The sequence below is a fragment of the Paenibacillus sp. FSL L8-0435 genome, assembly GCF_037965655.1.
GTDB lineage: Bacteria > Bacillota > Bacilli > Paenibacillales > Paenibacillaceae > Paenibacillus.
On sequence record NZ_CP150185.1, the window covers coordinates 326758 to 351381 of the forward strand.

General features: G+C 44.8%; 26 protein-coding genes and 1 pseudogene. 17 read left to right on the forward strand and 10 right to left on the reverse strand.

Going from position 1 to position 24624, the window contains the following annotated elements:
- The first annotated feature begins 28 nt into the window (after nt 1–28).
- From iolG to NST33_RS01545, 3 genes are all read left to right on the forward strand, one after another.
- Nucleotides 29–1081, forward strand: a complete 1053-nt coding sequence (iolG, locus tag NST33_RS01535) for an inositol 2-dehydrogenase (RefSeq protein WP_307540588.1) — start codon at nt 29–31, stop codon at nt 1079–1081.
- Between the two features lie 109 nt (nt 1082–1190).
- Nucleotides 1191–1997: a 5-deoxy-glucuronate isomerase gene (iolB, locus tag NST33_RS01540; protein ID WP_221824325.1), complete on the forward strand. Its 807-nt coding sequence runs from the start codon at nt 1191–1193 to the stop codon at nt 1995–1997.
- A gap of 127 nt (nt 1998–2124) precedes the next feature.
- Entirely contained in the window at nt 2125–3132 is a 1008-nt protein-coding gene (locus tag NST33_RS01545; RefSeq protein ID WP_221824323.1) for a LacI family DNA-binding transcriptional regulator, read from the forward strand.
- Nucleotides 3133–3307: 175 nt separating this feature from the next.
- Here the strand turns inward: NST33_RS01545 and NST33_RS01550 are convergent, their stop codons facing one another.
- Entirely contained in the window at nt 3308–5284 is a 1977-nt protein-coding gene (locus NST33_RS01550) for a methyl-accepting chemotaxis protein (RefSeq protein ID WP_221824321.1), read from the reverse strand.
- 181 nt (nt 5285–5465) lie between these two features.
- On the opposite strand from NST33_RS01550, the gene NST33_RS01555 reads away from it, so the two are divergent.
- Both NST33_RS01555 and NST33_RS01560 read left to right on the forward strand, forming a co-directional pair.
- A complete protein-coding gene (locus NST33_RS01555) occupies nt 5466–5993 on the forward strand; it encodes a hypothetical protein (RefSeq protein ID WP_221824319.1) in 528 nt (175 codons plus the stop codon).
- Nucleotides 5990–6499, forward strand: a complete 510-nt coding sequence (locus tag NST33_RS01560; protein WP_221824317.1) for a GNAT family N-acetyltransferase — start codon at nt 5990–5992, stop codon at nt 6497–6499. Before NST33_RS01555 ends, NST33_RS01560 begins: the two co-directional genes overlap by 4 nt.
- Before the next feature lie 147 nt (nt 6500–6646).
- Here the strand turns inward: NST33_RS01560 and NST33_RS01565 are convergent, their stop codons facing one another.
- From NST33_RS01565 to NST33_RS01575, 3 genes are all read right to left on the reverse strand, one after another.
- On the reverse strand, nt 6647–7006 hold the full coding sequence (locus NST33_RS01565) for a hypothetical protein (RefSeq protein ID WP_221824314.1): 360 nt from the start codon (nt 7004–7006) through the stop codon (nt 6647–6649).
- Between the two features lie 260 nt (nt 7007–7266).
- Entirely contained in the window at nt 7267–8106 is an 840-nt protein-coding gene (locus NST33_RS01570) for a DUF4261 domain-containing protein (RefSeq protein ID WP_221824313.1), read from the reverse strand.
- Between the two features lie 78 nt (nt 8107–8184).
- Nucleotides 8185–8541 carry a DUF1304 domain-containing protein gene (locus NST33_RS01575; protein WP_036608019.1) on the reverse strand — a complete coding sequence of 119 codons (357 nt, stop codon included), beginning with the start codon at nt 8539–8541 and terminating at the stop codon, nt 8185–8187.
- Nucleotides 8542–8807: 266 nt separating this feature from the next.
- Between NST33_RS01575 and NST33_RS01580 the strand changes: the two genes are divergently transcribed.
- The gene (locus tag NST33_RS01580; protein ID WP_221824311.1) at nt 8808–9341 is read left to right on the forward strand and encodes an MOSC domain-containing protein; all 534 of its coding nucleotides are present in this window, start codon (nt 8808–8810) and stop codon (nt 9339–9341) included.
- A gap of 59 nt (nt 9342–9400) precedes the next feature.
- Here the strand turns inward: NST33_RS01580 and NST33_RS01585 are convergent.
- Both NST33_RS01585 and NST33_RS01590 read right to left on the reverse strand, forming a co-directional pair.
- A pseudogene (locus NST33_RS01585) lies at nt 9401–10207 on the reverse strand (helix-turn-helix transcriptional regulator); the annotation flags it as partial.
- The gene (locus NST33_RS01590; RefSeq protein ID WP_221824307.1) at nt 10204–10950 is read right to left on the reverse strand and encodes a WecB/TagA/CpsF family glycosyltransferase; all 747 of its coding nucleotides are present in this window, start codon (nt 10948–10950) and stop codon (nt 10204–10206) included. The gene NST33_RS01590 and the pseudogene NST33_RS01585, both read right to left, overlap by 4 nt.
- Nucleotides 10951–11208: 258 nt before the next feature.
- Between NST33_RS01590 and NST33_RS01595 the strand changes: the two genes are divergently transcribed.
- Together NST33_RS01595 and NST33_RS01600 are read left to right on the forward strand one after the other, a co-directional pair.
- A complete protein-coding gene (locus tag NST33_RS01595) occupies nt 11209–11658 on the forward strand; it encodes an SRPBCC family protein (RefSeq protein ID WP_017691129.1) in 450 nt (149 codons plus the stop codon).
- Nucleotides 11659–11834: 176 nt separating this feature from the next.
- A complete protein-coding gene (locus NST33_RS01600; RefSeq protein ID WP_221824305.1) occupies nt 11835–13364 on the forward strand; it encodes a PAS domain-containing protein in 1530 nt (509 codons plus the stop codon).
- Nucleotides 13365–13504: 140 nt separating this feature from the next.
- Here the strand turns inward: NST33_RS01600 and pyk are convergent, their stop codons facing one another.
- Entirely contained in the window at nt 13505–14920 is a 1416-nt protein-coding gene (gene pyk, locus NST33_RS01605) for a pyruvate kinase (RefSeq protein WP_036607968.1), read from the reverse strand.
- Nucleotides 14921–15032: 112 nt separating this feature from the next.
- Between pyk and NST33_RS01610 the strand changes: the two genes are divergently transcribed.
- Entirely contained in the window at nt 15033–15812 is a 780-nt protein-coding gene (locus NST33_RS01610; RefSeq protein WP_221824303.1) for an AraC family transcriptional regulator, read from the forward strand.
- Between the two features lie 133 nt (nt 15813–15945).
- Here the strand turns inward: NST33_RS01610 and NST33_RS01615 are convergent, their stop codons facing one another.
- Nucleotides 15946–16617: a phosphatase PAP2 family protein gene (locus NST33_RS01615; protein ID WP_076329982.1), complete on the reverse strand. Its 672-nt coding sequence runs from the start codon at nt 16615–16617 to the stop codon at nt 15946–15948.
- 305 nt (nt 16618–16922) lie between these two features.
- Between NST33_RS01615 and NST33_RS01620 the strand changes: the two genes are divergently transcribed.
- The 4 genes from NST33_RS01620 (at nt 16923) to NST33_RS01635 (ending at nt 19110) form a co-directional block, all read left to right on the forward strand.
- Nucleotides 16923–17711 carry a CPBP family intramembrane glutamic endopeptidase gene (locus NST33_RS01620; protein WP_221824301.1) on the forward strand — a complete coding sequence of 263 codons (789 nt, stop codon included), beginning with the start codon at nt 16923–16925 and terminating at the stop codon, nt 17709–17711.
- 150 nt (nt 17712–17861) lie between these two features.
- Nucleotides 17862–18098 carry a hypothetical protein gene (locus tag NST33_RS01625; protein WP_036607962.1) on the forward strand — a complete coding sequence of 79 codons (237 nt, stop codon included), beginning with the start codon at nt 17862–17864 and terminating at the stop codon, nt 18096–18098.
- A 395-nt stretch (nt 18099–18493) separates the two neighbouring features.
- Nucleotides 18494–18694, forward strand: a complete 201-nt coding sequence (locus NST33_RS01630) for a cold-shock protein (protein ID WP_024633772.1) — start codon at nt 18494–18496, stop codon at nt 18692–18694.
- Nucleotides 18695–18882: 188 nt separating this feature from the next.
- On the forward strand, nt 18883–19110 hold the full coding sequence (locus NST33_RS01635) for a cold-shock protein (protein ID WP_017691121.1): 228 nt from the start codon (nt 18883–18885) through the stop codon (nt 19108–19110).
- A 244-nt stretch (nt 19111–19354) separates the two neighbouring features.
- Here NST33_RS01635 and NST33_RS01640 read toward each other — a convergent pair whose 3' ends face one another.
- Nucleotides 19355–19702 (reverse strand): hypothetical protein, encoded by a 348-nt coding sequence (locus tag NST33_RS01640; RefSeq protein WP_221824299.1) that lies wholly within the window; start codon nt 19700–19702, stop codon nt 19355–19357.
- 164 nt (nt 19703–19866) lie between these two features.
- Here NST33_RS01640 and NST33_RS01645 point away from each other — a divergent pair, with 164 nt between their 5' ends.
- Together NST33_RS01645 and NST33_RS01650 are read left to right on the forward strand one after the other, a co-directional pair.
- A complete protein-coding gene (locus tag NST33_RS01645) occupies nt 19867–20601 on the forward strand; it encodes a class I SAM-dependent methyltransferase (RefSeq protein WP_339306503.1) in 735 nt (244 codons plus the stop codon).
- A gap of 116 nt (nt 20602–20717) precedes the next feature.
- Nucleotides 20718–22051 (forward strand): IS3 family transposase gene (locus NST33_RS01650; protein ID WP_260633038.1). Its coding sequence is split into 2 segments (ribosomal slippage): nt 20718–21120 and nt 21120–22051, totalling 1335 coding nucleotides; the frame shifts between segments, so codons are not numbered across the junction.
- Nucleotides 22052–22128: 77 nt separating this feature from the next.
- Here the strand turns inward: NST33_RS01650 and NST33_RS01655 are convergent.
- Entirely contained in the window at nt 22129–22773 is a 645-nt protein-coding gene (locus NST33_RS01655; protein WP_221825677.1) for a GntR family transcriptional regulator, read from the reverse strand.
- Between the two features lie 322 nt (nt 22774–23095).
- Here NST33_RS01655 and NST33_RS01660 point away from each other — a divergent pair, with 322 nt between their 5' ends.
- Both NST33_RS01660 and NST33_RS01665 read left to right on the forward strand, forming a co-directional pair.
- On the forward strand, nt 23096–23917 hold the full coding sequence (locus NST33_RS01660) for a transporter substrate-binding domain-containing protein (RefSeq protein ID WP_339306505.1): 822 nt from the start codon (nt 23096–23098) through the stop codon (nt 23915–23917).
- 23 nt (nt 23918–23940) lie between these two features.
- Entirely contained in the window at nt 23941–24597 is a 657-nt protein-coding gene (locus NST33_RS01665) for an amino acid ABC transporter permease (protein WP_076217210.1), read from the forward strand.
- Nucleotides 24598–24624: the final 27 nt, after the last annotated feature.

Here is a 24624-nt window from a genome sequence, read left to right on the forward strand (position 1 = left end):
TATGGACGCACATAGGGAGGATAACGGAATGGGCAAGGACAAAGTAAGAATTGGCATCATCGGTGCTGGACGGATCGGCAAAATTCATGCAGACAATCTCCTGCGCAACCCGCATGCCGAGATTGTGGGAATCAGTGACTTGTTTGCAGGTCCTGAATTGGAGGCTTGGGCCTCCGACCGTGGCATCCCTGTTGTAACAACGGATAGCAGCCAGTTGATCTCGATGCCTAATGTAGACGCGGTACTGATCTGTTCTTCAACAGATACACATGTGCCGCTGATCGAACAGGCCGCTCAGGCGGGCAAACACATCTTCTGCGAGAAGCCGGTTAGCATGGATCTGGCACAGACCCAAGCGGCTGTAGCGGCAGTTCAGAAGGCTGGCGTGAAGCTGCAAATTGGATTTAACCGCCGTTTCGATCACAACTTCAGACGGATACGTGCACATGTGCAGGATGGTACGATTGGTGATCCGCATATTATCAAAATTACTTCTCGTGACCCGAGTCCACCGCCTGCAGAGTATATCCGGGTATCTGGCGGGATCTTCATGGACATGATGATCCACGATTTTGACATGGCTCGGTATCTGTCCGGGAGTGAAGTGGAAGAAGTGTACGCTCAGGGCAACGTGCTGATCAATCCGGTCTTTGCAGAGCATGGTGACGTGGATACAGCGATTGTAACGATGACGTTTGCCAATGGAGCGATTGGTGTCATTGATAACAGTCGTCAGGCTGTATACGGGTATGACCAGCGTGTTGAAGTGTTTGGCTCGATGGGCAGCGCCGCAGCGGCGAATGATCATCCGAATACGGCTGAGATCAGTACAGCGGCCGGGCTCATGCGCGACAAACCGTTACACTTTTTCCTGGAACGCTACAATGAAGCATATGTACAGGAGACAGCTCTCTTTATCGATGCAATCCTCCATGATACAGCGGTTATCGTAGATGGCCACGATGCAGTACAGGCAGAACGAATTGCGCTGGCAGCAAAACTGTCCATGGAGCGGGGAAGACCTGTAAAGCTGAGTGAAGTTCCTGGGATGTCACTGGAATCGCAAACGGCAATGCCATAGTGGATGATTAAAGTCATTTTTTTCTAATAGAGGGCATGAATAGTCCAAGTTTTTGTTTTTATAAATATCAGGTTGTTATGGACGACTACAGAAAGGAGTGGATGGCAAGATGTCAGAACGTATTGTGAAACCCGTGGTCAACCCGGAGGGAGACGGTACACTTATAAACGTAACACCGGAGTCGGCTGGGTGGGAATATGTTGGCTTTCAGGTAGCGAAGCTGGCAGAGGGGGAGACACTAACCCGTGAGAGCGGTGATCAGGAACTCTGTGTGGTGCTTCTCAGTGGTTTCGCCAATGTAAGTACCCGGGAGCACACATGGGATAACATCGGGAAAAGAATGAGTGTTTTCGAGAAAATACCTCCGTACTCGGTCTACGTCTCAACTTCCGATCAAGTGCAGATCACAGCACGTACCGAACTGGAAGTCGCTATATGTGTTGCACCCGGTAAAGGCACGTATCCAGCTCGTCTCATTGCACCCGAAGATGTAGGGGTAGAGGCGAGAGGGTATGGCAATCTGGAACGCCAGATTCACAACATTTTGCCAGAACAGAAGGAAGCAGACAGTTTGCTCGTTGTTGAGGTGTTTACACCAGATGGGCACTGGTCCAGTTACCCGCCACATAAGCATGATCGGGATGCACTCCCGGATGAATCTTTGCTGGAAGAAACGTATTATTTCCGTGTGCAGCCTGAGCAGGGGTTTGCCATTCAGCGCATATACACGGATGATCGTTCTGTGGATGAGACGCTAGCAGTGAAGAACGGAGAAGTGGTGCTTGTTCCGGACGGATATCATCCGGTAGGCGCTCCTCCGGGGTATGAGGTCTACTATCTGAACGTGATGGCTGGACCAACCCGGACCTGGAAATTCCATAACGATCCTGACCATGAGTGGTTGATGAAAAAGTAAAACAGTTCATGCTACGCACATTGTGCTGGCTTCAAGTTGCGTATGCAGACTTCCCCCTGCATAATGAGAAGAGAACAATTATCTATGTATAACGAAATTTATATATAGCACAAATGGGGAAAAAACAATGAAAGCAACCATATACGATATAGCACGCGAGGCGGGTGTATCCATTGCAACCGTCTCGCAGGTCATTAATGGCAAAGGCAAGATCAGTGAGAAGCGGCGCGCCGAGATTATGGAGATCATGGAACGCCTTCACTATCAACCCAGTGCGATCGCAGCTGCACTTACAGGTAAGCAGACGTATACATTGGGACTGCTCGTACCGGACATCTCAAACCCGTATTTCGCAGAACTCGCCAGAGCGGTGGAGGATCGAAGCCGTCAATTGGGTTACAGCGTGGTCATCTGCAGTACGGATAATAAGGACGAGCGGGTAGAGCGTTATCTGAATCTGCTCCAGCAAAAAAGGGTCGATGGCATGATGATCGGAACCGGAATCGATAATGCCGATATTTTGTCACCCCTCTTGCAGCAGTCCATCCCTGTCGCTTTGATTGCTCGCCATATGCCATCCCTGTCGGTGCATACAGTCACCATTGACGACTTGCTTGGCGGCACGCTCGCAGCGCAGCATCTGCTTGAACTTGGACACACCCGTGTAGCGGTTCTGTCGGAACCGTCCAAAGTCAGCAGCAGTCAGGAACGTGTACGTGGATTCCGCGAAACATTGAATAAGGCAGGTCATACGCTGGAACCGAATCAGATCAGAGAATCGGCAGCTGACTTGAGCTCGGCCAAAAGAGAGGCGCTACTGCTGCTCGGTGAGAAGGATCACCCGACAGGTTTGTTCTGTTGTAATGACATTCAGGCCATCGGTGCTCTTCAGGCTGCCAAAGAACTGGGGCTACGCGTGCCAGAGGATGTGTCCATTATCGGATTTGATAATACGATTCTGGCTTCCGTGACGAGTCCGCCGCTTACAACCGTTGCCCAGCCAATTGAAGAACTGGGACATCGCGCTGTAGATCTGTTAATTGAAGAATTAAAGGATAAGCGTAAAGAACCGCAGAAGATTGTCCTGAAGCCTGAGCTGGTTATCCGAGAATCAGCAGGTCATATATTGAGCTGAAAACAATTAGGTTTCTGATATAACCTGATCAGTTGTGATGCCAAGCCTACGTGTGTCATATTCATGGCTCGGGATAAGGGTTATCGTTTTGCCTTATTCCAAATAGGTGATAAAGCAATATAACCAAGTAACAAACAAGCCGCATTCACCCTATGGGAGAACGCGGCTTGTTGATTTATATCTTGAACTTTTTCACTTCTTCAGCGAGCGTATTAGCTTGTTGAGCCAGTTCATTGGAGCGTTCCGAGATACTCGTAATATAATTGAACTGTTCTTGCGTTGAAGAGGCAACCTCTTCGGTGGAAGCGGCGCTCTGTTCGGACATGGCCGCAACACTGGAGATCACTTCAGCAATCTTGCCAGAACTGTTATCCAATTCGGTTGTTGCAGACGATACTTGTTGAAGCTGAGTGTCAATGCCTTCAATAGATTGCTTGATTCGCATAAATGAGTTGCGCATCTCATGTACGGCAGCAACCTGTTGCTCAATACCATGTTCAGCAGAATCGACCTCGCTCACGCTTTGGTGGCTAGCCGCCTGGATTTCATTCAGCAACACGATGATGTCCTGAGAAGAGCCGGCGGATTGTTCAGCCAGTTTGCGCACTTCCTCGGCAACCACCGCAAATCCACGTCCATGTTCACCCGCTCTGGCGGCTTCAATCGAAGCGTTCAGTGCGAGCAGGTTAGTCTGGGAGGCAATACCTTGAATCATGCTGACGATGCTTTCAATCTTCTGTGATTTGTCTGCGAGTAGATTGATTGATTCACCCACACGGTCAATCGATTGGCGGTTACCATCCGAAAGCTCCACCTGATGATCTACCGCTTGTAGCCCAGCTAGCATGGCTTCTCCTGCCTCACGCATCATCGTTACGGACTGCTCGACACTGCGATTGATACCACCAACACTATCACTCATCTCCGACAGACGGCTTGAGCCATCATACACGGATTCAGCCTGTGTACTGGAACCTTGAGCGAGTTCATCAGTGGCAATGGAGATCTGCTCAGCGATGCGTTTGGTTTTATCTGTATGCTCCTGCATCTCACCCGAGATACTTTGTACGCGATCAGCAGAAGCCGTTACTTGCCTGAACAGCGAGCTAAGCTGATCGGACATCTGATTGAATGCCATACCTAGTTCAGCGAATTCATCTTTGCCTCTGATCTGCACCCTTCCTGTAAAATCACCACTCGACATTTGGCGGGAGGTCTCATGGAGATTTCTCAGTGGCTTGATGAAGAGTGTTGCGATCCAATAGGCACCTGCCAGTACAACCAATAATGTAATGGCGATAATGAGAATGTAGTTATTGCGCAATTCATAATAGTCCGCATAGGCGAGTTTCTCAGATATGACTGATCCGATAATCCAACCAGTACTTGGAATTTGTTTGAAGTAGAGGAGCAGATTTTCTCCGTTATATTGGAATGATCTTTGTCCTGAAGGATGCGTTTGCATCTCTGCAAGCAACGGTCCCAATTGATCGTTGTCTGCGGCTGAAGTACTTGCAAGATCAGCCTCGGGATGAGCTAAAATAACTCCCTTTTTGTCGAGCATAAAAGTGTAGCCTAGTCCATCCAGGTTAATTTGGTTGACTGTATCGGTTAACTTGGAAAGTAGAATATCAGAAGCAACCACTCCCCGTATTGCACCGTTTTCTGTCTTTACTGGCATGGCTATAGACACCGTAAATTGTTTGGATTTGTTGTCGATGTAAGGGTCAGTAAAAATCAGCTTGTCTGCTTGTAGAGCCTCTTTATACCAAGAACGATCCCTGGGATCATAATCTTTATCTGGGACGAAGTCAGAACCATTTATAAACTGTCCTTCCTTATTTCCGTAAAATATGTCCTCTAAGTTGTTAGGGTTGGTGCCCTTATACATGATGGACAGATAATCTTCATTAAGATCAGAAGATGAAACAGCCTCCTGAATTACAAGGCCTAGTGTTTCCACTAATTTCTCGTTTCCGTGTAACCAGCCGTCCAACTGAAATGTTGCGGTAGATATTAATCCTTCTAGTTTGTTGTTCACACTCTGAGAAGCTTGGTTTTCCGTTTGAACCAAACCAAGTGGTGCGAGCGCGCCAGCTGTAAGCAGAACAGTGACGAAGAAGGCTAACATCAATTTGAGTTTTAACTTCATACTTTTCCCCCTAGATGTCATGAATGTGTTAGTATGTTTGAAGCTTATTATATATATCGTCAAATAATATTTAATCCTTAGGCGAGACCAAATACTAAAATGTGGAAGAATAACGAACACAAAACGAGTTTTATTTGATATATAATATGTAAGGTCTCAATTTCTAGGGGGAGGTTAGACTGTGAAAAACAGAATCAAGATGATTATAGGTATCGTCACGATTATTGTTGTCGTAGCTATTGCAGTGCGTATGTATACCTCTGGTCAATATACTAAGTATATCCCCAGCAAACATACGACGTTTCGAGCAGAGGTTACAGATCATATGAGCATGCTGGATCGATTGGATCGACTGACAATTAGGAAGATTTCAAGTGCAGATTCGTATAATGAAGATGATGAAGTGACGATTACAGATCCCAATGAGATTAGAGACATGCTGAAGCTATTAAAGGATATTCGACTTAAAAGAGTACGGGAATTCGACGTTTCCGAAAGGAATCCATATTATTATGAATGGCGACTTACCATTAATAAAGAAGGTCGCTTTACCGATGGATTTGAACTGACGTTTTATAATGAAAAGTCTATCTCCATCTACAATGAGGCGAAAACGAGAGACGAACTTGAAGACTACGAGATTACCAATGAGTTTAATCTGAATGAGATGGACCGCCTTTTTGGAAAGCTGAAGGAGGAGCAAACATGAACAAGACCAACTATCATGTGCGTTCGATTGAGGAACAGGATATCCCCTTTCTGTGGGAGATGTTATACGCATCCCTGCATACACGAGAAGGTGATGAACCTCTCCAACTCGAAAGTATACATACGCCTGAGCTATCCAAATACGTTGAAGACTGGGGAAGAGAAGGGGATTTCGGGTATGTTGCGGTAGACCAGCAGGGCAAGAGACTAGGTTCAATAACATTACGATTCTATGCGGATCAGAATGCGGGATACGGTTATGTGAATGCAGCTACGCCAGAGATGGGAATGGCTGTAACGGAAGATGCACGTGGGAAAGGAGTAGGTACCTTACTGCTTCAGACCGCATTAGATGAGGTTGAACGGCGGGGAATTGAAGCAGTCTCGCTTAGTGTTGACCCGGATAACCAAGCGATTCGCTTATATAAGCGGTTAGGATTCGTGGTGGAGTCCCTAAATGGTACATCGGTAACGATGGTGCGTGTAAGTAACTTGAATCTTAAATGATGAGCGTTCGGATCACTGGCATAACTGAGTAAGCAAAGTGGAACTGCAAAAGAAAAGGCGCTTCCTCATGGGGAACGCCTCTTTCTGTGTGCCATGTACAGCATCGGTATCTCTCTTATTATACTTAGTCCGTATCACTTCAATATTTTATTTCAACAAAAATGCCAAAGCCTCATCATACGTTTCCCATTGAAATTCAGTTTGGTGCGCCGATTCTTTGGAAATCCGATTCAATTGCATTTTGGCGATTGCACCACCTACCGCTACACTGGCTCGCTTCATACCCCACTGTGTCAGTAATTTCTGATGCTCCACAATTTTTTCTTTGGTATCCTGAGGGAAAGCTTTCATGTTCCGCATATCTACTAGCACATCAAACGAATTCCCCAATTGTTCCGCTATTCTCTTGATTTCTGTATTCGCTTGTTCAACATGTTCAGGAGAAACAATACCTTCCCAGAGAATTTCAATAATAGGTTTAGTTGAATCCAAACGTCTAACAGACATGTAGGCAACTCCTCGATAATAAAATAATATGTAATATATGAGACTATAAGCCTATTAATTATACCTTTTTATAGCGAGAATGAAAACTGAATTCATAATATAGTGGTTCTTATGGACTACTTATTCCTAGGGAAGTTAAATTCAGGGATTGTTATCACATCGTCATTGGGAGGATGGCTGGATAGCTAAAAGCCATCCAGAGGATGAACTCCAGATGGCTTCTATGATTGTAACATGATAAATTGAAATTCCTGCGTAAGTTAGAAGCCAATCTTCAAACTGTTGCCTTCTGTAGCTGCACCTTTGGAAAGGGAAATGCTCAGCTTTTGTTCTGCCGAGAAACCAAGTGTTTCCCCGTCATGCAGTGTGACGTCGTTTTCAACCACATACGTTGTTGTCATGAACATCATCTCAAATACATCGCTTAAGGATTCAGACGATTGCATAATCTCCATCTCTTCTTTACCAAAGTTACGTAGTCCGTAAGTGTAAGCTGAAGCGCCTTCGGCATTTTGGAATAATCCGATGAAAATCCAGAGCGAGACGGGCAACTCATCATGTTTGATCCCACGGCTAGTTTCGACATATTGACTGGCTTCAACAACAAGTGGTGCCATGTATATGGCCAGCGCGTGATCCAACTGTAATAAGGCACTTGCTGTTTGAGTGAACAGAACATGTCCATCAATAGCATTTGTTGCGTTCAGAACAGAGACAATAATCTGAGACTGGTGCCGTGAGGTAACTTGCTCCGCTTCTCGCCAAAGGATGTTTAGCTTGGCATTCTCCTCAACTTCACGGTCAGGTACAGGCGCGGCAATGTGAGCACATACCACCTGCATCCCATTCACCTCAAAAAAGAGATTGCCCTCCTCCGGCCGTTCTTCAATCTCGATATCCCATTCGTTCTTCATGTTCCTGATGAAAAGGTCAAAATCACAATCGTCACGCTCCAGCAGGACAAAACCCACGATGGTTTCACTGTAATTAGTCGATTCCACAGCACCACCTGCAGGTACCTTCTCCTTTTTGCGCCGCCGAAGCTTGTCAAACAATCCCATGACATGTTCTCCTTCCAATTCCAGAACGATTCTGGTCATTGTACACTGCTATCTATTCACTACCTTACCATAAAGGATTTAAACATGAATCGAAGCAATGCACCTATCGACAGGAAATTAGAGGAACAGGACCAGCAACAACGCAATGATCGCAGGCAAACCTTGTTTAATAATGATCGACCGTGAAGAAGTTGCTCCTCCATAAAGAGCCGCAATAATCACACACGCCAGGAAGAAAATCTGAATATGCTGTCCAACGGCAGCATCCGGATATACGAGTCCCCAGATCAGACCTGCCGCAAGAAATCCATTGTAAAGACCTTGATTGGCCGCGAGGGACTTGGTGGATTTGGCGAATTCCGGCGTGAGATTAAAGGTTTTCATAGTGCGTGGACGAGTCCACATAAACATCTCCATCACCATGATATAGAAGTGTTCGACAGCTACAAGAGCTACAAAAATGATACTAATCAAAGGAAACACCTTGCTTTCTGATATGTAATTTATTTACTTGTCCATCCTAGTATAAATGTTTGCAACAAGAACGGAAAGAGTAAATTTAATTTGTAACAATTTAATTGCGTATTATTTAAATTATTTATCGTTTTCCAGTTGAGTTATGATGTTGAAATTAAAAAATGGTTACAAAGCTAAGCATACGCCGATTGTCGACAATCCATTCATTGGGTAATAATGAACAATAAAGAAGTGATATTGCTCAGGAAAGGGAGAGGATTACCATGGGAACGGTTCAATTCGTCTTGTTGGCTGATGATCCATCCACATTTGTGACCCGAGTTGTACCTTTTATCGACATTGAGCTTGCAGGAATTCCGGGTGACCGTCATTATGGTCTGCTTCGTCCGGCGGACTCACGTCAGAAAATCTACAAGCGTGGCACACCGATTGCGAATCGCCGCCAGCTCAGTATTGTGTCTGAGGAAGAATGTGCTCTTATTGCTGAGAAAATGAACATTCCTGAAGTGCGTCCAGAGTGGCTTGGTGCCAATATACTGGTTCGTGGCATTGATCGATTGACGGAACTGCCTGCTGGAACGCGGCTCCTATTTCCAAACGGGACAGGGTTAATATGCGAAGGGGAGAACCTTCCCTGTGTACATCCGGGGAAAATGATTGAACAATTCTACGAGCAGGACGGTTTGCGCAAAAAATTCGTGCCTGCGGCTCGCAAAAAACGTGGGATTGCGTGCTCGGTTGAACGGGAAGGTGTAATCCATACGGGGGATACCATAGAAGTCATTCGCCTGTCCTGATTCTCAGGACAGGTTAGCCCTCGGCGCTCACCATTCAGATGTCTAGAGTGTAAGTACTCCTCTGGTGTACTGCCAATAATGGACTTGAAATCTCGGATAAAATGGGATTGATCATGATATCCAAGGTCCTGAGATAGCTTAATCAGGTCACAGTGAAGACCGCGGTCCATCCATTCTGCAGCATTTTGCAGACGATACAACTTGATTACCGTTTTGGGTCCGATGCCCACATACTGATTGAACAGGCGTTGAAGCTTTCGGGTATGCATATTCCAATAAGAAGACAGATCATCCACTCTCAGCATCTCTCGGTTCTGTTCGAACTGTTGCACAATATCATGAACCATTCTCGCTTGAGCATCTTCAGCAGGAAGATGTGCACACAATAGCTGGTCGATGTAACTGGTTTTATCCGCATCATCCCCCGACCCAAGAAGTCGGTCTTCCAAGGACTCCGCTGTGACGTCCAGAATATTGGATACATTCATCGGCTGTCCGTACAAGGATGAGACAGGAGCCCGGAGGAAGGGATAGAACCCTCCTGGTTTGAACTTCACGCCAAACACACGACCTTTTCCGCTCACAAGATAGGAGAATTTACGTCCCGATGGTCCGAAGAAAAACGTATTGTTCCGTTCCACAACCAGATTGACACAAGGGTTAGGCACGACATGTTGGGGATACGGTTCAGATCCAGTCAGATCCCACGATACGATCCAGTAATGTTTAACAAAAGGGCGAAGTGCTTCGGAAGGAGCATGGCGTGTCAGTTGATATTTATGATCACCTTCATTCAGATTCAACAGGCCCATGCTTGGTCTGTCTCCTTGTTCTACCTGTTTCATCTGGACACCCCTCCTGCTCATCTCACATTATTTAGGTTCTCTGAACAACAATGCCCGCACAGCAAAACGGGTAAAATGAGTTGCCTGCGCCATCTCGAAGGTTGACTGAGGAGGCGATAGAGCCATTCCAGGTTAAGCTTCTGCCATATCGCAGGGGCACGTTTGGTTTTGCCAGCTACGATATCGAGACTGCCTCCAACACCTATAGCTACACGAGCGTTCAACTGGTGGCGATATTTGTTAATCCAGTGTTCCGCATGGGGGGCGCCCAGAGCTACGATAAGAAAGTCTGGTTGAGCAGTACGAATCTCTTCCACAATCTGTTGTTCCTCATCTGCCTGGAAATAACCATGGTGTCTACCTTTTAAGATAACTCCGGGGTAACGATGTGCTATGACTTTTACTGCCTGTTCACTTACGCTTTCCTCTGCTCCCAGCAGGTAGAATGACCAGTGTTCTCGATCACCTTCCTCCAATAAACGAAACAGCAGATCACAACCGGTTACCCGTTCAGTTAATTGTCCGCCACGAAAACGGGATACCATCACAATGCCGGCACCGTCAGCCGTGACCAACCCGGCTTGATCGACAACCTCGCGAAGAGAGGCATTCTTTTGACAGGACATAACAATCTCGGGATTGCCTGTGATGACATGGAATAGTTCATTGCTTTCCTGATCTACAACTTCACCAAGGATTGCAACCGTTTGATTCATCGTTACATTGGGAAAAGGGATGCCCATGATATTGGTTGATTCGCTCATATCTCATTTCCTTTCTTTATTAGTCGTATCATCTTGAACAACTCCTGTTATTTCATTCCAGTTTAGTATATCTGATCTTCTGGGAAAGCACTATATGGGCGCAACCCGTTTAGATCAGGGTATAACATTCCTGAAAACATAAAGAGCTTATATTTTACCTGTTGTCGCGTTTTTACAATACGGCCTTTGGGGTATAACGATAGGATAGGAGTGCGAGCTTGGCAGATCGCGTATCCAATACATAAAGGGAGTGAGTCCATGGAACTGAAATATGAATTCTATATCAATGCAGGACTGGAAGAGGTGTGGAATGCTCTAATATCACCAGATGGCACACGAAACAGCTTTTTCGGCAGTGAACTTCGTACCAATTTCCAACCAGGTCAGCCGTTTGCTTATGTAGGGCCAGGTAATGATGGTGCGGAGACGGTCCATGTGTATGGAGATATATTGGAATTTGAACCGCTGTCCAGACTTAGCTATCAGGAGCATCCGGGACCGTCTTACCATGCGAATCATGCCGAGCTTCAATCCAGAGTGGTCTTCCAGTTGGAAACGGTTGGTGAGTGTACGAAGCTGACGCTGATCAATGATCAGTTTACAGATAACCATCCTTCCATTGCGAATGCACAGAGCAGCTGGTGGATGATTCTAAGCAGCATCAAAACTTGGGTGGAGACGGGGAAAACACTGAATTTTGGCTGGTAGCTAGTAAGAGGCAGTCATTTAAGATTTATTTTCATAAAAATAAAGGCATTTAATATAAGAACCAGTGCTGATTCAGTGCTGGTTCTTGTTTTTATACAAAATTAAGACCATTGCTCTACACTTAATGTCTGATAATGTCGAAATATATATCATATGAGCTAAGAGGAGAAATGAGCATGTTTCGTAAACGTACTGAATCGACCAAACACCTTCGTATAGATGCGCATCAGAATTTACTGGAGTATAGTCGTAAACTGGTAGCAAACGCAGAAAAGGGCGACTATGACGCATGGATCGAAGATGGCATTGAGTTTCAGGATACCGATGAAATAGCTAGTAATATCAAAAAAGCAGTACATATGATGAAAGCTCAAAACGAAGACGTGGAAATGCGCCTTAGAATGCTGAATCAGGCGATGCATGTGGGATTATGGGAGTCTGAAATTGTTGCTGGTGATCCACTGGATAACAATAATATCGTCGCATTTTCGAATGAATTCCGCCAAATGTTAGGCTTCCATAATGCCAAGGATTATCCCGATTCATTTGCAAGCTGGGCCAAATCGATATATCCGGATGACAGACCCCAACTGGTGCAGGAGATTATGAAACATGTGAATGACATAAGAGCAACAACTGCCTATAACGTCATCAGCCGTATGATTACTAAAAGTGGAGAAATTCGCTGGTTCCGATGCCTTGGACAAGTCATCCGAAATCAGGCTGGAGTTCCGGTCAAACTTCTGGGTATCATGTTTGATATTCATGAGGAGAAGAGCAAGTCGGATGAGCTGGAAGCACTCGTCACCCGATATGATCTGGTTAACCGTGCCTTGGTGGAGGCACCGTGGGATATGACCGTCGTGGCTGGAGATGTGGTTAATCCAAATAACGAATTCTGGTGGTCACCCCAGTTCCGTAAAGAATTAGGGTTTAAAGACGAGCAGGATTTCCCGAATGTGTTCAACAGCTGGAGCAGCCGACTTCATCCGGAAGACCATGATCGGACGATCAACGAATTTGCCAGACATATGAACGATTACAGTGGTCGTACACCGTACGATCTGGATTATCGTCTGCAGCGCAAAGACGGGGAGTATCGGTGGTATCACGCGGGTGGGGAGACCATTAGGGATCAGGATGGAGTACCACTCCGTGTAGCTGGAACCATTCGAGATGTCACCCATGAGAAGAATAAGGAACAGATCGTGGAAGCCATGAATCTGAAAACAAAACAATTGTCAGAGTCCATTGGCGAGATGGTACGTGGAATCAACTCGATTACCGATCAGGCACAGGATCTGGTTACTGCACAGGAGTTATCTGCCGATGCAGCTATTCAAGTGAAGAGCAGTGCAGATGATACGAAGAATATCACCGTGTTTATTCGAGAGATTGCCAGTCAGACGAATCTGCTGGGGTTGAATGCAGCAATTGAAGCTGCACGAGCGGGAGAGCTGGGACTGGGATTTGGCGTCGTTGCAGGAGAAGTGCGGAAACTGGCTGATCACAGTTCAGAGGCCACAGTAAATATCGAAGATAGTATGCAGAAGATGAAAACACTGATTGATCAGATTCTTGAACATATCGGTAATATGTCCACGTTAACGCAAAATCAGGCTGCCCTGACACAGCAGGTGAATGCTTCAATGGATGAGATTAACACCATGTCACAGGATCTGGTTGATTACTCGCGGAATCTATAATCTCGAAGTCTATTGTAACATCAGAATCATTGGCACACATCATCAACAAAAAATCCACCGGGATGCATTTCTGCTCTCGATGGATTTTTTGTATTTTCTATATATAGCTAAGATGTGTAGCTTCAGTTACAGCTATTGAATTAAACTTGTTGAACTTTGATCAGGTTTGTATTACCGGATTGACCGATTGGAACACCAGCGGACAATACAATGATGTCACCTTTTTCAATGTAACCTGTTTTGATTGCGTTACGCGTAGCCGATTCGAACATTTCATCCGTTGTCGTTACTTTGTCGCCCATAACCGGAATAACACCGGAGAGCAGGCAGATTTTCGCCAATACTTCTTCATGTTGTGTAACTGCAATGATTGGCGCTTTTGGACGATATTTGGAGATCATGCGTGCTGTGAATCCACTCTCAGTCGAAGTGATGATTGCTTTTGCATTCAGTACGAGGGAAGAACTTACAGCGCCCTGACTGATAACTTCAGTAATATCAGCGATCTGTTGAGCCGATTTTTGTGCGAATTGCTCTTTGTAATCGATCATTGTTTCAGCACGGCGAGCAACAGCAGCCATCGTGCGCACGGATTGTACCGGATATTTACCAGCAGCTGATTCACCGGACAACATCACAACGTCAGCACCTTGAAGTACAGCGTTTGCCACGTCACTAACTTCGGAACGAGTAGGGCGTGGGTTTACTTGCATGGACTCCAGCATGTGTGTAGCTACGATAACCGGTTTACCAGCGCGGTTACATTTATCGATCATTTCTTTTTGCATCATAGGTACGTCTTCGATCGGCACTTCAACCCCAAGATCTCCACGAGCTACCATGATGCCGTCAGATGCTTCAATAATATCGTCCAGGTTAGTCATACCTTCCTGGTTTTCGATTTTGGAGATGATCTGTACGTGGTCTACACCGCGTTCTTTCAAAATGCTGCGGATTTCACGGATGTCATCACCTTTACGAACAAAGGATGCTGCGATAATTTCGATATCGTTTTCGATCCCAAATCCGATGTGCATAACGTCACGCTCGGTTACACCTGGCAATGTCGTTTTGATTCCTGGCAAGTTAACCCCTTTGCGTGGTTTCAGAATGCCGCCACTGATGATTTTACAATGGATATCGGATCCTTCCACAGACAGTACCGTCAGATCCACAAGGCCATCATCGATGAGGATACGATCGCCGGGTTTCACAACGAGGTTAAGTTCCGGATAGTTTACAGAGATACGCTCAGCGTCACCGAGAATTTCTTCGGTAGTCAGGATCAGCTCTTTACCAGCTTGCAGATGGCAGGATGCTTCTTTCAGTTTACCGATACGTACTTCCGGCCCTTTGATGTCCATCATGATCGGTATATAGGTGTTCAGTTCGGAAGCTGCTTTACGGATATTGTTAATCCGTGTAACGTGATCTTCCAGTTCGCCATGAGCCATGTTCAGACGGGCAACGGTCATACCTTCCTGAATCATTACTTTCAACAATTCGATTGAGTCACAAGCAGGTCCCATGGTACAAATAATTTTTGTTTTTAACATGCTAATTTCCTCCTCATATTTAAGCTTATATGTGTATTGTAGCGTTTTCTGTCGAAACAGGGTATGAACTATAGTACAATGATTAGAGTATAGTCCAGTAATGAGGTGTGTTATGGTTACTCCACTTGAAGTACGACACATTAATGGTGTTGGTTGGTACGAAGAAGCTGTGCAAACTCAAGAGACTTGGCGGCTTAGCTTGGTTACATATGGGAAATGTGTATATTGGGTGAACGGTGATAAACAGATCATGGAAAAGGGTGAATTGCTACTCATTCCAGGTGGTGTCCCGTATTACGGCAAGAGTATTCCTACGGTTACGCACACACAGATTGTGATTCAACTGCAACGTGACCATACGGAAGGTTTACCTGCACTGGAGCGGTATGAGGCTTTGCGGCATAAACCTGGATGTTATGAACTGATTCACCAACGTATGAGCGCTATCCATCAGCAGTGGCAGGAGCGTCCATCTTATTATGTCATGATGAGCCAAGCCTTATTGATGGAAGTGTTGATTTATATGAACAGAGAGCTTGATCGGGGAGTCATCCCGCCGGAGAGACATAATCATGCTGAACGGATGAAGCGATACATTGAGCGGCATTATCGGGAGAGAGTGACGAAGGAAGAACTCGGGGATGAGATTGGTAAGACCCCCAATTATGCTGCTGCATTATTCAAAAGCATGACGAATCAGACCATCAGCCAGTATGTCCATGATCAACGAATGAAAAGAGCGATATATCTGCTCACCGAGTCGCAACTCTCCATCCAGGAAATTGCCGAATTTCTCGGCTACCGGGATCTGTCTTATTTTTACCGCATATTCAAACGTATAACCGGAAGTCCACCGTCTGACCTTCTTCATGAACGTCCACCTATAGTATGAAACGCGTAGTCCAACCCAAATAAAGTTCTTCTATATAAGTAGGTTTAATTAAATGAGTACAAAAAAAGAGGGCCTATGCCCTCTTTTGCTGTATAGCAGGATCATCATCCGCCTGTTACATATATAAATGTCGTTATACATGACTGCTTGGATTAGAAGCTGTGAGTGGCTGCTTGCCTTTTTTTCGTGCCTGCCCAAGACGAAGAGCAAAGACATGTACAGTCCAATACGCGGCCTCAGCAAACAAAATGCCTCCAGCGATGTCCAGCAAGGAATGCTGTTTTACAAACACCGTTGAAGCAATAATCAACCACAACCATACCGACCAAGAAATCCGAGCCAAAGGTTTAAAGTTCAAGTGTCTGTTGATCACAATAAACAGCAAATAGCTGGTCAGAACATGAACACTTGGGAAACAGTTGAAGGGCGCATCATTGGTATAGATAAACTGTACTAACACACTGCTCAGATCAGTTCCGCCGATCTCCGGTCGTGGGACATGGGTAGGGAACACCGCAAAGCAGACATTGGCAGCCATGACACCAACATTATAGGTAATCAACGTACGCCAGAATAGCGACTTGTTCGTCAGACCCAAATAGAGAAATCCAAGATACAGAATGGGCATCCAGCTAATGTACGGATAAATAAATTCTTTGAGAAAAGGAATCTGTGTGTCAATCCAAGCATAATTGTAGAACACATCACTTCCGGTGTTGCTGCCTAAAAAAACGTAAATGGAGCCTTGGAGCGGTATGCACAGAATAGCCAGTAAATGCCCCCAGCGCTGAAAGAATGCTTTCATAGTATCCCCCTGATTTCATTATGCATTGTGAAACTATCGTTAATGGGTACTTCATAGATATATGACGTTGAAGAGTCGCCACACCCCTGCAGCTTTGAACTCTTGTAATACTATAATGGACAGATAAAGGTATAAGCCATACCTGATTTTAGGTGAAAAGAAGTCAGGATAAGTCTCTTTTTTGTTACTTTTATAGTTTTATCCATAATAGGAATATTCAATATGCGAATGATGTGATACAACTATATTGGCATATAAGTTCTTATGACAACGGAAAACATAAATGAAACGAGGTAGGTGAATGTATGATTAATCCGCAACCCAAGCCAAAACATTCCTTTTCCGAGCGTAAACCTGTGCTCACCGTTGTGATTATTGAGCTGCTTCTCCTGTTAGCCGTATTTGCTGCAGGGGCCATTGCAACGATAAAACAACTGGACTACACTTCCCCTGTACTCATTTCCTTTACACCCATTGCAATGGTTCTGATGATCTATCTGACGTTAAGACGCAAGTGGGGAGAGACTGGCTTCCGATCTTTGCGAAGTATCCCAGCTGGCCATGCAAAGTATTATATTCCACTACTCCTTGTACTGGGTACACTTGCCCTGAAAGGATTTGGGGAGCTGAGCTTGTCACGGGTAGCCTTTTTCATCTTTTTTACCTTGCTCGTAGCTTTTGTAGAGGAAACGATCTATCGTGGACTTATTTTCAAAACATTGCTTCAAAAAAGTGCAGTGGCCGCAGTTGTGACCTCCAGCATCTTGTTTTCGATTACGCATCTACTGAACGCATTGTCTGGTCAGGATATAACGGATACGATCATGCAGTTGATCTATGCGCTGCTCTTGGGAGCTGTACTTGCGTTATTGATGCTGAAGAACGGAAATATCGTACCGCTTATATTGTTTCATTTCATACATAATCTGATTCAATTTCTAGGGAATGATCTGGAGGACACAGGGACACTTCCTTACGATCTGTTTATACTGACAGCACTGATTGCTTACTGTGCATGGTTAGTGTGGAGCAATCGCACACATTCGTCCATTCCTTCCAAAGGGAGTGAACAAGCGAATACGGTTGTTCATTAATGGTATTGGGGGTATTGCTTGAAGGTAGTTATCATACAGTTTCCCCTCAGCAGTTGGATCATGGTATACTTCAGTCTGGCGGGAAGACAGATATGTTCATGATACGAGGTCTGCCTATCCGTACATTAGGTTTAAACAGTAGGTGATATAGTGGAGAAGACAGCACAAGGTGTAGCAGAATGGATGGTACAGGAGATTAAATTCACAGGAACACTTCATCAGGAAGCTGCCATAGAATATGTGAAGACCCATTTTGGCGAAGAGTTTGTTTTTGTGAACGAGAACGGCAATACATCATTGTCCAAAGAAGTGAAGAAAGCTTTCCGAAAGCTTCATCGTGGTCAGATCGCCTGGGATCGGGATGCATTTATGTGGGCATGGACATAGTGTGTTATACTGGAGTAAGATGATTCGTTGGCTGTGTTGGATATGCATGTCAGATTATTATATAAAAAATGTATAAGATGGATTAGATCTGCATATCCTTTCATAAGACCGTACACAAGCGACCAGGCACATAAGCGTGATAAACCCTGGCCCCACGCGTGTTAATAACATGTATTTCCAAAGCTGTTTGAAAAGAAAATACAAAGATTTGCTTTTTGGCTGAAATGGAGTTATAATAAAAACAAGTTGTAGAGAGTGGAAAACCTAATTCATATATTGTAAAGGGCGATCACTTATAGGTTTATGACTGGTACCTTTTTCAATGTGTGAATTTTTATTTGCTTGCTGCAAAGAACAAAGGAACATGTTAATCTTTATTTGGAGGTGTAATTCACATGCAAAACGGAACAGTAAAATGGTTCAACGCTGATAAAGGCTTCGGTTTCATCGAAGTTGAAGGCGGAGAAGATGTATTCGTACACTTCAGCGCTATTACAGGCGAAGGCTTCAAAACGCTGGACGAAGGTCAACGCGTGCAATTTAAAATTGTACAAGGAAACCGTGGTCCTCAAGCAGAAGAAGTTGTAAAACTGTAATTAAAGCATAGCTGCCTTTAACATGTTATAATGGTAAAGGCAGCTTCTTTTTTTTGATCAGTTATATAAAATTCGGCCCATTAGTTGTCGAGGCAGGAGTTCGGTGGAACGTGAAACTTCCGCTAAGTGTAGGCTTCTGTGAAATAACGTCGGTTAGATGTTTTTCCATAACAAAGGGGGTAGAAGTCATGTATAATCGCAAAAAACCGTTGGAAGAGATTCCACAAGCTGATGCGGCAATCTGGGAATGTACGAGTGATACGTGCAAAGGATGGATGCGGGACAATTTTGCGTTTGATAACGTACCTACTTGTCCGATATGTGCTTCTGAGATGGTCAGCACGACTAGGATGCTACCATTGCTTGAGAATTCGAATAGTAATCTGAAAACGATGCCTAAAGGAAATCGGATTTAACATAGCTTACCCGCCTCTAACGAGGTGTTTTTTTTTAAGATCAAATAGACACCCTGTGCATAGGTAAGGGTATTAAATATGAAGTTCCCGGCATTCGTTTTGGCGAATGCCTTTTTTGTATCATTTTTCAACAGAAACTATAGTGTAATTGACGTGAATCGTATGAAAAAGATAAAGACCCTTTTTGCTATAAGCAAAAAGGGTCTTTGTTCTGACTACAATTTTACCATGATCAGATTGGAATTTAGATGAACAGGAATGGCAGCAGAAACAATGTTGCTACCAGAGCCAGATCGATTCCCGCTCCATAGCCGTAGCCCCCGCCGTATCCTCCGTAACCATATGGGCCGTAGGCTGAAGATTTAACTTTCTTTTTTGCAACAGCGTTTTTCTTGCTGCTTTTTACCAGTTGCTGTTTGGATTTGACTGAACACAGCCGTGGTCCCTCGAAACATCCGTTCAAATAAACTTTGCCATCACGACATTGACTAAGCGTACCATACATATGCTTACCGTCGTTCATAACGAGACAAACGGAACGTCCAACGTGCGGAGAAACCGTTTCTTCACATACCGGATTAATTCTGTACATGCAAATCCTCCTCATTAGATGCGGTTGCCGCTTGAATTCAACGGTTTGTATATCATAGTAAAAACAAAAGCAATTGGTATGGACGAGTACCCGGAAAATCGAATGGGGAGGAGCCGTTTTTGAATCTGCTCCATACACTGGGAGGAGTGAGGAGGGGGTTTCGCGTGGATTATCATGACATGCTGGCTCGGTTAGGGGAGGGAAGTGCCCATCCTGGAGGATTTTTGGCAACGCTGAAATTGCTGGATAGCTTAGCACTGCCTGTGGGTAGTCATATTCTTGAGATAGGGTGCGGCACTGGGAGAACTGCGTGTCACCTGGCTAAAAGTGGATATCGGGTAACGGCGATTGATCTTCATCGCAATATGCTGGATAAGGCAGTTCGGCGAGCGAGACGAGAACGGGTGGATGTTCAATTTGTTCAGGCTGATGTAACATCGTTACCTTTTCCGGAAAATCAATTAGATGTGGTATTCGTGGAGTCGGTCACGATCTTCACCCCATGGCGGAGTGCACTTGCTGAGTATAGAAGGGTGTTGAAGCCCGGTGGACTTTTGGTGGATCGGGAGATGGTTCTATCAGGCCAGAAGACCGAATTGATGTGTCGCAGGTTAAAGCAATTTTACGGTATACGAACCCTGGTAACGGCCACAGCATGGAGAAAACGCCTTAAGCAGTGTGGTTTCACCAAGGTAGAGGTCAAAGAACATTCACGATCCATGGGAAAATGGGGCGTTGATCATGATCCACATCGCGAGATCGATATGAATTGGTTTGAGGATGAACGTATGCAGCGAATGAGTCGAACCAATGATCGTTTGCTCGCGAAGTACGGCAAAAAGTTGGGATATGCTGTTTTTGCGGCTAGGGCACCGTTGGAGGTCAAAAAGGAAAAATAGGAAAAAGGCAACTCACACAATTAAACTGTACCCTATAGAGTAGACACTTTAAAAAAGTCTCTCTATAGGGTATTTTTGTTGTATACCATGAATGAGACAAGGACGGAGAACGATTAATGAGTAAAAAAACATTTACAACCGGCGAAGTAGTGCAACTTGCTACAAATCCCTATGTGAAGTCTGTTTCGACCAAGGGAATCACTTATACGGACGAGTTCAAACAGTTCTTTATTACATTAAATCAGCAAGGAAGGATGCCTAGAGAGATCTTTGAGACATGTGGATTTGACGTTCAAATCATTGGGATGACTCGGGTCAAAGCCGCAGCTGACCGATGGAGAGCCAGTTACAACGAGCAAGGAGCTCTAGGCTTACAAGATACACGAGGCAAACATTCAGGAGAGTCTCTAAAACGTGAGTTAACCTTGGCAGAAAAGAACGCGAAACTCGAAGCACAGATTCACCTGCTCCAAGCAGAGAATGAACTCTTAAAAAAGATTCGCCTGGCCGAACGGGGGTGGAACCACGAGTAAAACTAACGCCTAGTCTTCGATACAGGTTAATCCGAACCGTGATTGAGAAATACCATCTTCAGCGAATGGTAAGTGTTCTGTGTGAGACCGCCGAGGTCTCCAAAAGCGGATACTACCGATACTGGAGCACTTCAGCCATTCACAGACGCACGAAGAAGGAACAGGTTGATGAGGAAATAGGTGTGTACATCCGTCGAGCCTTCCAATTTAAGAAACGTAACAAGGGCGCTCGCTCCATTAAGATGACGCTGCAAGGACAATTTCAGATCATGTGGAATCTCAAGCGCATCCGAAGAATCATGAAAAAATACGATATTGTATGCCCTCATCGACGAGCTAATCCCTACAAACGAATGATGAAGGCAACCCATGAGCATCGAACCATGCCTAACCTGTTACAACGCAACTTCAAACAAGGCATCCCGGGCAAAGTACTTCTAACAGATATTACATACTTAAGTTACGGCCAAGGGAAACGCGCCTATCTGTCCACCATCAAGGATAGTTCCACCAATGAAATTTTGGCTTATCATGTGTCGGAGCGAATGACGATGGATCTGGCGACAAACACGTTGCTCCACTTACAGAAAAACCGCAAATTCAAGAAGAGTCATGATGCTTTCATTCATTCCGATCAAGGTACGCACTACACTCATCCGGATTTTCAGAAGAAAGTGAAACGGATGGGGCTTGGGCAATCCATGTCCAGACGAGGAAATTGTTGGGATAACGCACCGCAAGAGTCGTTTTTTGGTCATTTTAAGGACGAAACTTCCTTAAAGAGCTATGCCACGTTAGACGAAGTCAAACGAGAAGTTAAAGCCTATATGACCTACTATAATCACTATAGATACCAGTGGAACCTAAAAAGGATGACCCCTGTACAATACAGAGATCATCTTCTTGAAGCCATATAGTTTTTTTTAGAAATGTCCTTTACATAGGGTACAGTTTAATCGTGTGGGTTGCCTTTGTTTTGTACTGACAGTACGTACTACAGCATATCGTTGTCGATAATCCGCCAGTGATGTTTGAGCAGGGCTTCCAGTTGGTTCTTATCTTTGGCTCGAAAAGCACTTAAAATTTGCCGGTGCTCTTCATTAACTTCGAGCAGTACCTCGGATAGCTTTGGTTTATTATCACTAACATACGACTGCCGGATGAAACTGTTCTTCAATGTGTTTAACATCTCAATGACTGTGGCATTACCACATCGCTGAATGTACAGATTATGGAACTGATATTGGTTCTTGTTGTAGGCAGCAAGATCAAGTTGGCTGATATCTTCGTCCATTCGGACTACCAGAGTTTCCATCTCCATAAGTTCAGATGGTCTGAGATGGTCTGCTGCAAGTGTGGCAGCAAGCGCCTCCAGCACACCGATCGCTTGGGAGAATTCCAGTTTTTTGCCTGCATCAAAAGGAGTGACAATAAATCCCCTGCGTGGGATGTATTGCAGCAGATTGTCTGAAGCCAGCTGAAAAAGCGCCTCCCGGGTAGGTGTGCGACTGATGTCCAGCTTTTTGCATATTTCGGCCTCGTTGATCTTCTGGTTGGGAAGTAACGTCCCGTCCTGAATCTTCTGGGCAATGTAATCGTATACGTGATCTTTCAAGGACCGGTATTTGGGTACCTCCATACCGAATCCTCCTTTCTATGTATAGTGAATAAATAGATGAGTGTGAGGCCGTACTGTACGCGCCGTTCAGGAGTTTCAAGTTTTTATCATCTTAACACCGAGGGGGAAGTTGGGCAAGCGAACTTCATGTTTCAGGCGATGTAAATGCTGTGTCATATATAGTACATTTTATGGAATTAAAGCGTATAAATGTTTAAATAATCATTGTGATAAACCAGATTGTTTGTTAGTATAACTTACATATAAGTCCATATATTGTCTTATGTATATTGTATACAAATCATGATGTTTCTCATTCAAAAAAAGAATAGGGGTATGATGTGTGAAAAAAGTGCTGTTGCCAATGATGCTGTTGTTAGTGGTTGTGATCATGTCCGCATGTGGGCAGGAAAAAACGACAGGAACCGGATCGGAGCCAGATTCATCCTCGGGAAATAACTCGGCAGAAAAGGAAGTAATTGTACTTGGAACCAGTGCAGACTATGCACCCTATGAATTTCATAAGAAAATCGATGGTAAAGATACCATTGTAGGTTTTGACATCGAGATTGCAAAAGCAATTGCGGCTGATCTGGGAGCCGAGCTGAAGATTGAGGACATGGACTTTGATGGCCTTCTTATGGCCCTCGGTACAGATAAGGTTGATTTTGTAATATCAGGCTTAACCCCTACCGAAGAACGGAAGAAGAATGTTGATTTTACGGATATCTACTATTATGCAGAGCAGGCTGTACTTGTTAGAGAAGGGGAAGATACGGCATTAAAGTCCATGGATGATCTATCAGGCAAACAGGTTGGTGTACAAAAAAGTTCCATTCAGGAAGGGATTGCTCAGGAAATAGAGGGGGCAAAGCTCACTTCTCTGGCCAAAATACCTGAACTGATTCTGGAGTTGCAGACAGGACGTGTAGACGCACTCATCCTGGAGAGGCCGGTGGCTGAACAGTATGTGAAGAACCAAGAGGGGCTTGTTGTTGCAGGTGTGGAGATTAAACAGGCTGAAGACGAGGGTGGTTCGGCCATCGCGGTGAAGAAAGGCAATCAGAAGCTGCTGGATCAGATCAACACTACATTGGAAAAGCTCAAAACGAACGGAGATATTGAACGGTTCGTCGTTGAAGCAAATGAGATGCTCGGCGAATAAACCGGACGAGTGAGGGACATGCCGTGAATTTAGATTTTTCCTTTCTATTAGAACATTGGCAGGATTATGCACGAAGTGCGTGGGTCACGCTTGAACTTTCCTTCTTCGGTGTATTGTTTGGTACGTTACTTGGTGTGATCATGGCATTAATGCGATTATCCCGAATATGGCCAATTAAATTTGTGGCATCGGCGTATATTGAACTCATTCGAGGAACGCCGATGCTGGTACAGATTCTTATTATTCATTATGGTCTGACGGTTGTAGGTGTGAACTTGCCGGCATTTATGTCGGGGGTGGTGGCTCTGACGATGAATAGTTCGGCTTATATGGCGGAGGTGTTCAGGGCCGGGATTCAAGCGATTGATAAAGGACAGACCGAGGCTTCGCGCTCCCTTGGTATGACGCATGGTATGACACTTCGCTATATTATACTGCCGCAGGCTTTTCGTAACATGCTTCCAGCTATCGGCAATGAATTCATTATTATCATTAAAGATTCTTCACTTGTCTCCATGATCGGCATAGCCGAGATTATATACACGGCCAGAACGATTCAAGGTGTTACGTTCCAGCCGCTTGCTCCGCTGCTTGTTGCCGCCGGCCTCTACTTTATCATCACATTTACACTGGCTAATTTACTCTCTTGGTTGGAACGTAGACTGTCTACTTCTCGCTAACTATTGATAAAGGATTGGTTCCGAGAA

What these genes read in the sequence shown, in the direction of transcription:
- NST33_RS01630 (WP_024633772.1), top strand. Translation starts at nt 18,494, where the DNA reads ATGCAAAACGGAACAGTAAAATGGTTCAACGCTGATAAAGGCTTCGGT.
- NST33_RS01580 (WP_221824311.1), top strand. Translation starts at nt 8,808, where the DNA reads ATGGGAACGGTTCAATTCGTCTTGTTGGCTGATGATCCATCCACATTT.
- NST33_RS01640 (WP_221824299.1), bottom strand. Translation starts at nt 19,702, where the DNA reads ATGTACAGAATTAATCCGGTATGTGAAGAAACGGTTTCTCCGCACGTT.
- NST33_RS01610 (WP_221824303.1), top strand. Translation starts at nt 15,033, where the DNA reads ATGGTTACTCCACTTGAAGTACGACACATTAATGGTGTTGGTTGGTAC.
- NST33_RS01545 (WP_221824323.1), top strand. Translation starts at nt 2,125, where the DNA reads ATGAAAGCAACCATATACGATATAGCACGCGAGGCGGGTGTATCCATT.
- NST33_RS01570 (WP_221824313.1), bottom strand. Translation starts at nt 8,106, where the DNA reads ATGACCAGAATCGTTCTGGAATTGGAAGGAGAACATGTCATGGGATTG.
- pyk (WP_036607968.1), bottom strand. Translation starts at nt 14,920, where the DNA reads ATGTTAAAAACAAAAATTATTTGTACCATGGGACCTGCTTGTGACTCA.
- iolB (WP_221824325.1), top strand. Translation starts at nt 1,191, where the DNA reads ATGTCAGAACGTATTGTGAAACCCGTGGTCAACCCGGAGGGAGACGGT.
- NST33_RS01635 (WP_017691121.1), top strand. Translation starts at nt 18,883, where the DNA reads ATGTATAATCGCAAAAAACCGTTGGAAGAGATTCCACAAGCTGATGCG.
- NST33_RS01590 (WP_221824307.1), bottom strand. Translation starts at nt 10,950, where the DNA reads ATGAGCGAATCAACCAATATCATGGGCATCCCTTTTCCCAATGTAACG.
- NST33_RS01550 (WP_221824321.1), bottom strand. Translation starts at nt 5,284, where the DNA reads ATGAAGTTAAAACTCAAATTGATGTTAGCCTTCTTCGTCACTGTTCTG.
- NST33_RS01620 (WP_221824301.1), top strand. Translation starts at nt 16,923, where the DNA reads ATGATTAATCCGCAACCCAAGCCAAAACATTCCTTTTCCGAGCGTAAA.
- NST33_RS01595 (WP_017691129.1), top strand. Translation starts at nt 11,209, where the DNA reads ATGGAACTGAAATATGAATTCTATATCAATGCAGGACTGGAAGAGGTG.
- NST33_RS01560 (WP_221824317.1), top strand. Translation starts at nt 5,990, where the DNA reads ATGAACAAGACCAACTATCATGTGCGTTCGATTGAGGAACAGGATATC.
- NST33_RS01655 (WP_221825677.1), bottom strand. Translation starts at nt 22,773, where the DNA reads ATGGAGGTACCCAAATACCGGTCCTTGAAAGATCACGTATACGATTAC.
- NST33_RS01615 (WP_076329982.1), bottom strand. Translation starts at nt 16,617, where the DNA reads ATGAAAGCATTCTTTCAGCGCTGGGGGCATTTACTGGCTATTCTGTGC.
- NST33_RS01600 (WP_221824305.1), top strand. Translation starts at nt 11,835, where the DNA reads ATGTTTCGTAAACGTACTGAATCGACCAAACACCTTCGTATAGATGCG.
- iolG (WP_307540588.1), top strand. Translation starts at nt 29, where the DNA reads ATGGGCAAGGACAAAGTAAGAATTGGCATCATCGGTGCTGGACGGATC.
- NST33_RS01565 (WP_221824314.1), bottom strand. Translation starts at nt 7,006, where the DNA reads ATGTCTGTTAGACGTTTGGATTCAACTAAACCTATTATTGAAATTCTC.